Origin of the sequence: Blastomonas sp. (genome assembly GCF_046294995.1) — a bacterium.
Taxonomy (GTDB): Bacteria; Pseudomonadota; Alphaproteobacteria; order Sphingomonadales; family Sphingomonadaceae; genus Blastomonas.
This window is the reverse complement of sequence record NZ_JBKBOG010000028.1, coordinates 1-8,180: the sequence shown is the minus strand read 5'-3', so window position 1 is coordinate 8,180 and position 8,180 is coordinate 1. Positions and strand designations below refer to the sequence as shown.

Genomic DNA, 8,180 nt, shown 5'->3' with positions numbered 1-8,180 from the left:
TTGGGCGTGCAGGCATCGACCACGGCCTTTGTTCACGCAGACAAATGTTACTTTAAGTTAAGTTTTGGCCATAGGACGGATACGACAGTTTTAGCATTAAACTTTCGTTGAGCATGATTGCGGGTCAGGCCGGATAGGCGATTGCCATCACTTCCCATTCCTTCGATCCGCCGGGCAGCGTGACGGTACGCAGGTCGCCGACAGTGGCACCGCGCAGCGCCCGGGCGAGGGGGGAGTTCCAGCCGATCCGGCCCGTCCCTGCGTCCTGCTCGTCATCGCCGACCAGCGTGAGGGTGCGGCGGTTGTCATCCTCGTCGGCGATCTCGACCGTGGCGCCGAACCACACCTTGGCCCTGTCGGTCTGCGCTGCGGGATCGACGACCCGTGCGGCCTTCATCTTGCGCGCGAGGCGATTGAGCTCGCGGTCGATCTCGCGCATCCGCTTGCGGCCGTAGAGGTAGTCGCCGTTCTCGCTGCGGTCGCCATTGCCCGCCGCCCAGCTGACGATCTCGACGATCGCCGGGCGTTCGACCCCGAGCAGCTGGTCGTAACGTGCCTTGAGCGCGGCATAGCCTGCAGGGGTGATGTAGTTGGGGCGGTCCATAAGTGGGCTCTAGCAAGGCAGGGCCGACAAGGCGACGGGCTCCACCGTCATTCCCGCGAACGCGGGAATCCCGCTTCTGCTCGGACGATGTGCAAAAGCGGGACCCCCGCCTTCGCGGGGGTGACGGAGTATGGGGCGATCAACCCGGGCTGTTCTTGCCCAGATACCGCGTCAGCTTGTTGTTCCCGCGCATCGTGGCGCGCTCGGGGTGCATCACGTCGTAGACGACCGCATTCTCGAGCACGCGCTGGACATAGTTCTTGGTCTCGAAGATCGGAATCTTCTCGACCCATTCGACGATGTCGATGCCGCCGGTGCGCGGATCGCCGTTGGCGCGCAGCCATTTGTTCACGTTGCCGGGCCCGGCGTTGTACGCCGCCACCGCCAGCGGATAGCTGCCGCCGAAATAGTCCATCATGCGCGCGAAATAGCCCGCGCCCAGCTGGATATTGTACTGCGTATCGTCGGTCAGCGCGCCCAGCGAATAGCTCAGCCCCATCTTGCCCGCCTGCTCGCGCGCGGTCCCGGGCATCAGCTGCATCAGGCCGCGCGCGCCGGCATGGCTGACCGCGTTCTGCGCATACTGGCTTTCCTGCCGGGTGATCGCATGGATCATCGTCCAGTTGTTCTGGAAGCCGGGCGGCACCGGCATCTGCGGGAAGGCAAGCGATTGCAAGTCGTCGACACCCTTGGTGCGCGCCGCCTGGCCGACGATCACCGCAAGATCGCGCCGCCCGATCTGGCGCGCGAGTTCTGCGGCCATCACATGTTCCTCGGGCGTCTTTGCGGATGCCGCGACCGCGCCGAAGAAGCGCCGCTGGGTCGGCCAGTCGCCGCTGCGCGCGATCACCTGCGTGGCCTGCACCAGCGAGCTGGCATTGAACCGTCCGCGCTCGACCGCGCTCACCTGGACGCGCGGCGCCTCGGCGAACGGCGGGATGGCCCGGCCCAGCCGCTCGGTGGCAAGCTGGCCATAGAAATGGTCGGGATAGGCTGCGGCCATTTCGAAATATTTGGTCGCCTCGCCCGTATCGCCCGCGACAGCTGCCGCGCGCCCTGCCCAATAGAATCCCTTGGAGCGGGTCTGGGGGGTGCGTGCGCCGCCGCCATAGCGGGCGAACATGCCGATCGCATCGCGCGGGCGCCCCAGATTCTGGAGCGCGACCGTACCTGCAAGCCAGGTCAGGCTGGTATAGTCATCGCGCACGCCCAGGCTTTCCTCGGAAACGTCATGCCCTTGCGGGAAGGCGTCATCGACCCTTGAGGCAATGTCGAACGCGGTTTCGTACTGGCCATCGTTGCTGGCGCCGCGCGCCTGCTGCAGCAGCAGCTCGTACCACGCCTTGGGATTGGTCGGGCGGTATTCCAGGGGCGGACGCGTGGCCAGAACCGTGCGCGCCATGCCCCAGTTGCCGGTATCGTTGAGCCGCTTGGCGCGCTGCGCGACGAACCCTGCATCGCGCATCGCTTCTGCGCCCAGCGCTCCCGCCAGGCTGTCGGCATCGGGCAGGTTCTTGAGCATAGCCAGCCGCGCAGCGAAGACGGCGCGGCGCTCGCCCGAAACGAAGCCGAACTGTTCTTCTGCATCGGGCGTTGCCCTGGCCCAGAGCAGCGCGTCCATCCGCGCATCATGATCGGCCATCGTGAAGCCGGTGCCGAAGCGGCTGAACAGCTGCATCTTGTCTTCGGGCATCATCGTGCCCGCGCGCCAGGCCTTGACCGCTTCTGCCTGTGCGGCATCGCGCTGGCCCACCGCATCGAGCGCGATGGCATAGCGCGCGCGCCCGACATTGGTCAGCGGAGGAAAACGGGTGAAATAGGACACGACTTCGGTGGGCGCTGCCGGGCTGATACCCAGCGCCTGCTCGGCGCTGCGGCGCAATTTGTCCTCGTCGGGCCAGCCGGGGTGGGAAATCAGGAAGCTCGCGAAGGTGGAGAAGGTGTAGTTGTTGGGGCTGGTCGTCAGCGACCGCCAGTTGGCGATCGTGCCGGACATGTCCGCGGGCATCGATTGCAGCAGGTTCGCGCGCGCGCGATCCCAGTCGCTGCCGTCGCCCGATCGATTGATCGGGGCCGAGGATGCGGAATAATCCGCGGTCTGGTCGCTGGCGAGGCAGGCTGCGGGGACGCCCAACAGGGGCAGGGCGAGGAGTGCGGCAGTGCTGCGCGCAATTGCAATTCGTGAAACCATGCTGGACATCATGCGCTTTCGATCCTTATCAGGCGCTGAACACACATACGTGTCTATAGATATTCGTTCTTGCCCGTTTTGCGGGCAAGGTAAAGGAGCTACCCGATGTTTTCCGGCTCAATTCCGGCCCTTGCGACGCCGTTCCGCGATGGAGCGTTTGACGAGCCCGCCTTTCGTGCGTTGATCGACTGGCAGATCGAACACGGAAGCTCGGGCCTGGTGCCGTGCGGCACCACTGGCGAGGCGGCAACCATGTCGATCGAGGAACATGACTACATCGTGCGGGTGTGCGTCGAACAGGCCGCCGGACGCGTGCCGGTGATCGCCGGGTGCGGGTCGAACGACACCAAGGTCGCGATCGGCCATATGCTCAACGCCAAGGCCGCCGGCGCCAGTGCTGCGCTGGTCGTGCCGCCCTATTACAACCGTCCAGGCCAGGACGGCGTGCGCGCACACTTCAAGGCGCTGACCGAGGCGTGCGACCTGCCGATCATGCTCTACAACGTGCCGGCGCGCACCGTGACCGACATCAAGGTCGAGACGATGGCCAAGCTTTCGCGTTTCCCCAGCATCATCGGCGTCAAGGATGCCACCGGCGATCTCGAACGAGTCAGCGCCCAGCGCGCGCAATGCGGCAAGAAGTTCTGCCAGATGTCGGGCAATGACGAACTCGCGCTCGGCCACCGCGCGATGGGCGGGGTGGGCTGCATCTCGGTCACCGCCAATGTCGCGCCAGCGCTGTGCGCACAGTTCCAGGCGGCGCTCGCCAAGGGCGATTACAAGGCGGCGCTGGCGCTCAACGACCGGCTGTATCCGCTGCATTCGGCAATGTTCTCCGATGCTTCGCCCGGCCCCGTCAAATACGCCATCAACCGCGTGCGGCCCGATTTCCTGCCCGACCTTCGCCTGCCGATGACCCCGCCGGACAAGAAGAGCCGCAAGGCGGTCGATGCCGCACTTGTTCACGCAGGACTTATTTGATGGCGCGACCAAAGCCCGAAGCCTTCGACAAGCAGAAGACCGTCGCCGAGAACCGGCGCGCGCGCTACGATTATGCCATCGACACCGTGTATGAGGCGGGGATCGCGCTGACCGGGACCGAGGTCAAGGCGCTGCGCTCGGGACAAGGTTCGATCGCGGAGAGTTATGCCGAGGTGAAGGACGAGCAGATCTGGCTGATCAACTCGAACATCCCCGAATACAGCCACGGCAACCGCGAGAACCACGAGCCCAAGCGCCCGCGCAAGCTGCTGCTCCATGCGCGCGAGATCAGCAAGCTGCACGGCGCGGTCAATCGTCAGGGGATGACCCTGGTGCCGCTCTCGGTGTTCTTCAACGGCCGGGGCCGCGCCAAGGTCGAACTCGCGCTCGCCAAGGGCAAGAAGGCCCCCGACAAGCGCGCCGCGACGAAGGAGCGCGAATGGAAACGCGACCAGGGCCGAATCATGCGCGACAAGGGTTGATTTGCGCTGCGCTTGACGTTGTCCGGCCTGGCGATGCGGATTGCTCCACCCATCGAAAAATCCTGTCGGTTCATGACATAGCGTGCGCCAAATCACGCCGAACGGCTAAGGACTGTGCTGCGTTGGGGGTCGCAGCCCGATTCGCCCCCGAATCTGGGTAAACGTCGTTTTAATCCGTGGTGCGCTATGGCGTTTTACGGCGATGCTCCCACATGGAACGTCGTCGCTGCCGTGGCGACAGATAAGGGCACAAGGGTTTGGAATTGACTGAGGGCCGGTTCAGCCGCTGGGTGGGGCGCCACCTGCCGACGCGCGAAAGCATGGAGCGAAACCGCTTCATCAAGCCCTTCGCTGCGCGCGTGTTGCGGTCCGAGCTGTGGCGGTTCACCCGGCGATCGGTGCCGCGGGGCGTGGCGCTCGGCGTGCTTGTGGGTGTGATCATTCCGCTCGGCCAGATTTTTGCCGCTGCGCTGCTTGCGCTGCCCGTGCGCGCCAATGTTCCGGTGGCGGCGCTCACCACGTTCATCACCAACCCGTTCACGACGCCGCTGTTCTGGCTGGCGAGCTATCATATCGGCAGCTTCATCCTGCGGATCGATGCCAACACGTTCGGCCAGCCGGTGGCTACCGCGCTCAACCAGCCCGAGGTGGAAAGCTGGATGGCCTGGCTGACCGGCGCTGCTTCGATCACCGCGTTCGGTCTGGTCGTGCTGGCGGCGGTGCTTGCTGCGATCGGCTATGTCGCCAGTTCGATCGGCTGGCGGGTGTGGATTGCCGGCAAGCGGCGGCGCAGGCTGGCGCGGGTGCGGCACTCCTGATCGCATTAATCGGCGGCTGACCTGCAACTGCAATTGGTAACGCCCGACAAGTTGCGCTAGCGTCCTCCGCTTCAGGCGGTGCCAAGCTGCCTTTGGGGGATCCAAAGACCTTGACCACGAACCGTGCCCGAACCGACCTTGACTGGCCGGAATGGTTGCCCGCAATGCCCGATCCGGACCTGCCCGATACGCGAGTGAGCGCGCTGATCATCATCGGCGCGCTGGTGGTCAGCGGCGGGCTGATCTGGCTCGCGCTGGGCGACTGGGTTCCGCTGGCGCTGTTCGCGGCGGGATTGGTCGGGCTGGCCTCGCTGGTCATGCTGTATCGCCGCCAGTTTCCGCAGCGGGTGCAGGTGCAGGCTGCCTTGCCCGACTGGTCGGTGACCCATGCCGCGACCGATCATCCGGTCATTGCCATCGCGATCACCGATGAGGCCGGACGCATGATCTGCGCCAACCAGCGCTTTGTCGATCTGTTCGGGGCGCAGGTGGTGCCGCCCAAGCTGCCGCTGGCCGGTCAGGGCGGCGATCTGCTGGCGGAGGCGGGCAGGGCGGCGTGGCGCGATGGCCAGGGCAGGGCTGCTGCGCTGATGGCTGCGGGCACCCAGATCGATGCGCAGGTCCAGCGCGTCGGGCGCGGGCAGGATTATCTGCTGTGGCGGTTCGAGCCGGTGCAGAAGTTCGATCTGGCGACCGAGGCCGATGCGATGCTGGCGGGACGGCCAGGCCGCGCGCTGGGCGAGGGCGGGTTCATGGCCGCCGCGATCAGCCCGGAGGGCCGCATTCGTGCCGCCAACAGCGCCTTTGCCGCGCGCGCCGCCGGAGCCGAGGCAGGCAATGTCGTCGGGCGCGATCTCGCCAGCTTCCTGCGCGCCGATGAGCGCAACCGGATTTATTTCGAGCGTGAGGGGCGCAAGGGTGTCCCGCTGCGGCTGTTCCATCTGCCGCTGCTCGATCCGTTGTACTCCACCGATCCCGAAGACCGCGAGAAGGCGCCGGCTCTGGTCGTGCTGATCGACGAGGATGCAAGCGGCATGGATAAGGGCACCGCGCTGGGTTATGTCCAGACGCTGCTCGGGCTGCTGCCGGTGGGGCTGGCGATGACCGACCGCGATGGCCGTTTCCTCTTTGCCAACGATGCATTCCTGCGCGCCGCCGGGATTTCGGAGAGCACGCTGCCACCGTATCCCGGCGATCTGGTGGTGCGCGAGGACAAGGGCGCGCTCGCCGATGCGGTGCGCAGGCATGCCAGCGGCCAGGCGATTTCGGGCGATGTCGCGCTGCGCCTGCGGCATCAGCCGGACGAGCCGGTGACGCTGTCGCTAGCGGGCCTTCGCGGCATGGGCGATGCTGCCGTATTGCTGTCGATCAAGGATAATTCGGAAGAAAGCCGGCTCAAGCGCCAGGTCGCGCAGGCCAGCAAGATGCAGGCGATCGGCCAGCTCGCGGGCGGGGTCGCGCATGATTTCAACAACGTGCTGACCGCGATTATCGGCCATTGCGACCTTATGCTGATGCGGCACAGCCCCGGCGACAGCGACTATGACGACATCCAGCAGATCCGCAGCAACTCCAACCGCGCCGCCTCGCTGACCCGGCACCTGCTCGCTTTCTCGCGCCAGCAGACCTTGCGCCCGCAGGTGCTCCAGCTGCCCGACATCGTCTCGGACACCTCCGAGCTGCTCAAGCGGCTGATCGGCGAGAAGATCGTGCTCGAGGTGCAGCATGACCGCAATCTTGGTCCCGTCCGCGCGGACCCCGGCCAGCTTGAACAGGTCATCGTCAACCTCGCGGTCAACGGCCGCGATGCGATGCTGGCCAAGCGCCCGCCGGGCGGTACGCTCACCATCCGCACCCGCAAGGTGACCGCGGCCGAAGTCCGCGCGATGGCGAGCGATATCCTGCCCACCGACGATTACAGCGCGATCCTGGTCGAGGACAGCGGGGTAGGCATTCCGCCCGATGTGCAGGCGCGTATTTTCGAGCCGTTCTTCACCACCAAGGATGTCGGCAAGGGCACCGGGCTCGGCCTCTCCACCGTGTACGGCATCGTCAAGCAGTCGGGCGGCTATATCTTCGTCGATTCCGAGACGGGCAAGGGCACGACCTTCTCGATCTATTTCCCCGTTTATCGCGGCGGTGCCGTCGAACAGCGCAGCCGCAAGCCCGCCAAGGTCAGCAATGGCCAATGGGGCCATGCCCGGCTGCTGCTGGTCGAGGATGAGGACATGGTGCGCGCCGTCGCCGAGCGTGCGCTCACCCGGCAGGGCTTTACCGTGGTTACCGCCACCGATGGCGAGGACGGGCTCGAGCGGCTGGGCGACAGCGGTCCGTTCGATCTGGTGGTCAGCGATGTCGTGATGCCCAATCTCGACGGACCCGGCATGGCGATGGAGATGCGCAAGCGGATACCCGGATTGCCCATCCTGTTCATGTCGGGCTATGCCGAGGAGACGCTGCGCCAGAGCATCTCGATCGATCAGGTCCACTTTCTTCCCAAACCGTTTTCGGTTGCGCAAATCGTCGATGCCGTCCACGGGGCGCTCGCGGCTGCCGCCAGCCCTACAAACTGAAAGACGACACGACCGTGCCTGAACCCCGGACATTCCTGATCGCTGAAGACGAAGCGCTGATTGCGATGCTGCTCGAGGATTTTCTCGATCTGCTGGGGCACAGCATCGGCCACATGGTGAGCAGCGTCACCGACGGGCTGGACGCGATCTCCAAGGGCGGGTTCGATGCCGCGATCCTCGACGTCAACCTGGCGCGCGACAAGTGCTGGCCGCTCGCCGATGCGCTCAAGGCAAAGGGTGTTCCGTATATCTTCGCGACCGGCGGCGGCGACACGATCCCACCGGCGCACGCCGATGCGCCGACCCTGGTCAAGCCCTACACCACCGCCTCGCTCGAGGCCGTGCTGGCAAAGCTGGGTTAAAATTCGCGCTGTTCTTGCGTTTCCGGTGATGTTCCCTACTTGTTCCACGAGAACAAATCATATACATCACTGAGTCGTTGCACCCGATGGCGGGAGCAACTAGGCAAGGGAGGCGTGGCGATGGCCGGGCAATTGAAACTCATCCAGACCGAAAAAGAGGCAAAATCCA

The 8,180-nt window shown here is 65.3% G+C and carries 7 protein-coding genes; 5 read left to right on the top strand and 2 right to left on the bottom strand.

Features of this window, described 5'->3' with window-relative positions; genetic code table 11:
* Positions 1-124: 124 nt before the first annotated feature.
* Together greB and ACK4R0_RS16935 are read right to left on the bottom strand one after the other, a co-directional pair.
* Positions 125-604, bottom strand: a complete 480-nt coding sequence (gene greB / locus ACK4R0_RS16940; RefSeq protein WP_409676823.1) for a transcription elongation factor GreB — start codon at positions 602-604, stop codon at positions 125-127.
* A 139-nt stretch (positions 605-743) separates the two neighbouring features.
* On the bottom strand, positions 744-2,804 hold the full coding sequence (locus ACK4R0_RS16935; RefSeq protein WP_409676829.1) for a transglycosylase SLT domain-containing protein: 2,061 nt from the start codon (positions 2,802-2,804) through the stop codon (positions 744-746).
* A gap of 96 nt (positions 2,805-2,900) precedes the next feature.
* On the opposite strand from ACK4R0_RS16935, the gene dapA reads away from it, so the two are divergent.
* The 5 genes from dapA to ACK4R0_RS16910 all read left to right on the top strand — a co-directional run bounded on the left by dapA (position 2,901) and on the right by ACK4R0_RS16910 (position 8,011).
* On the top strand, positions 2,901-3,776 hold the full coding sequence (gene dapA / locus ACK4R0_RS16930; RefSeq protein ID WP_409676820.1) for a 4-hydroxy-tetrahydrodipicolinate synthase: 876 nt from the start codon (positions 2,901-2,903) through the stop codon (positions 3,774-3,776).
* A complete protein-coding gene (gene smpB / locus ACK4R0_RS16925; RefSeq protein WP_409676817.1) occupies positions 3,776-4,258 on the top strand; it encodes an SsrA-binding protein SmpB in 483 nt (160 codons plus the stop codon). The genes dapA and smpB overlap by 1 nt, the downstream gene beginning before the upstream one ends.
* A gap of 320 nt (positions 4,259-4,578) precedes the next feature.
* Positions 4,579-5,076 (top strand): DUF2062 domain-containing protein, encoded by a 498-nt coding sequence (locus ACK4R0_RS16920; RefSeq protein ID WP_409676826.1) that lies wholly within the window; start codon positions 4,579-4,581, stop codon positions 5,074-5,076.
* 164 nt (positions 5,077-5,240) lie between these two features.
* Positions 5,241-7,649 (top strand): ATP-binding protein, encoded by a 2,409-nt coding sequence (locus tag ACK4R0_RS16915; RefSeq protein WP_409676814.1) that lies wholly within the window; start codon positions 5,241-5,243, stop codon positions 7,647-7,649.
* Between the two features lie 14 nt (positions 7,650-7,663).
* Complete coding sequence (locus ACK4R0_RS16910; RefSeq protein ID WP_409676811.1) at positions 7,664-8,011, top strand: response regulator; 348 nt, start codon at positions 7,664-7,666, stop codon at positions 8,009-8,011.
* Positions 8,012-8,180 lie beyond the last annotated feature (169 nt).